This window comes from Pseudanabaena sp. SR411, from assembly GCF_002251945.1.
Lineage (GTDB): Bacteria > Cyanobacteriota > Cyanobacteriia > Pseudanabaenales > Pseudanabaenaceae > Pseudanabaena.
Window position 1 is genome coordinate 1 of sequence record NZ_NDHW01000003.1, and the last position, 1823, is coordinate 1823.

General features: G+C 37.2%; 2 protein-coding genes. Both read right to left on the minus strand.

From position 1 onward, the window contains the following. Positions 1–429: 429 nt before the first annotated feature. Positions 430–1242, minus strand: coding sequence for a hypothetical protein (locus tag B9G53_RS00045; RefSeq protein ID WP_094528295.1), 813 nt, complete (start codon positions 1240–1242; stop codon positions 430–432). Between the two features lie 98 nt (positions 1243–1340). Then, positions 1341–1823 (minus strand): transposase (locus tag B9G53_RS00050; protein ID WP_094528296.1); only part of this gene is annotated, 483 nt, incomplete at its 5' end.

Sequence of the window (1823 nt, forward strand, 5' to 3'; positions counted from 1 at the left end):
TCCATATACCTGTTGACGAAATTCCTGTAGTTTGTCAATAATCATGGCTGTAGATATGTCTTTCTTTTTTATCTACTTTAGGCAGTTTGTATCTCTTTTACTCTGCCTTTCTTACCTTTTTTAGTCTAAACTCCAGTAAGGCATCTCCAATATCGTTGATTGCATTAATGGTAAAGGGTTTGCGGTAGGCGATCGCTTTAAAATTTTGTCGTAACCGAAGATTGTAAAGTTTTATCATCTTGATTAGGACTAACTCCATTCTTCCAGAGTTCATATTCGCTAATATCAATATCTTCGCAAGGTGGTAGCATACAAAAATCTTGGCTATTCCATATATGCTAAAGGCGCTCGCTATTACTGCAAGTCATAATTTTTAGGCGATCGCATCAATTATCTATCTACTAAAGGGTTTGCTGTAGGTGATCGCTACTACTGTGAATCTCGATTTCTAGGATAAGCATTGCTACATTCATTAATGAGGTTGAAAAGAGCAACCCCAGTGCAAGAAAATCTGGTACTCCCTGATACTCCAGTTTCTCCATATTTAAAACCTTTGCTTACTATCATAGACATAATGAATTCAACAACATCCTGATTTAGGAAGATTAGTAGTGAAACCATTTGACTATTTACAAACTCAAAAACTGGCGTTATGACGATCCTAATTTCACCGTCTTGTGCCCTTTCGGTAGGATAATCCCCTCCAGGATTCATAATAGCAAACGTCATTTTAGGCTTATCTGGCTCAAATATTTGAACTTGGGACTTGTAATGTACGATGTCATCACGCTGCTTACGTAGGATATCCAGCCAATCTTTATTTCGTTTAAGTAATTCTGTAAGTTTTGGATCAAAATCAGGGTTCTTAAGAGTGAATTTCCGAAGATCATTTATTGATATTTCTTTGTTTTCTGTTCTTCTTTCGCCTTTAGGGGAAGGCATTCCCCGAACTTGGTTGGGATATAGTTGTCGAATAATAAAAGCAACTTCATTGAGTAGTATTCGCAATCTAATAATAAAACTTTCTATATCATTTGCAAGAAAAATACTGTTTTGATGATTATCGCCTATGCAGTAGGGATTCCAAACATTAATTATTCGATAATACTGCTCAAAAACTCTTGTTAGTGACCAAGAAAATGTGTGACATGAGATTTTATGACACCACCCAAAATGGTGATGACTAAGATTACGAAGCACTTCAAAGAATGGCATTTTAATAGAATGAACTTTTTCTTCCATACGCTATGACTAGTTTGTTTGAAATTTATTGCACCTAAATTCAATCTTCTAACTTTAGGTAAGTAGAGTAGCCTATTCTATAGAACCCATTTGGTATCTTAGGAAGCCTTAGCGAGGCGCTTAAGCATAAGCCTGATAAAGCAAAGATGAATTCTCGCATTAGCATTGTCTAAAGTTCTGTCAAAGTTTTTGACCAGACTTTTACAACGATCCATCCAAGCATTGGAACGTTCCACAATCCAACGCATAGGAATGACCACAAAACCAGATATACCCAAAGCCTTCTTCTCCTGCTTAGACATTTTCGGTGCAACCTTAAACCGAATCTTGGTCATGATCTGCGGATAAAGCTCTTCTAGAGCAGGGATGAGCTTGTCAGGATGATAGCCATGATCAACCATGACAGTTATCTTGGGAATATTCACGGGTTTGGATTTAAAGTAGTCAATGTTTTGAGCAAACATCTCAATCAAAGCATTGTCATCGGTCAGACTTGCCTTGGTACAAAGGGTAAAGAATGGTAAACCGAGAGAATCCACACCGAGATTTTTCTTGATACCATTCGTGGCTTTGTAGGAGCA

Excerpts from the sequence above, each read along its gene's own strand:
- B9G53_RS00045 (WP_094528295.1), bottom strand. The coding sequence starts at position 1,242 with ATGGAAGAAAAAGTTCATTCTATTAAAATGCCATTCTTTGAAGTGCTT.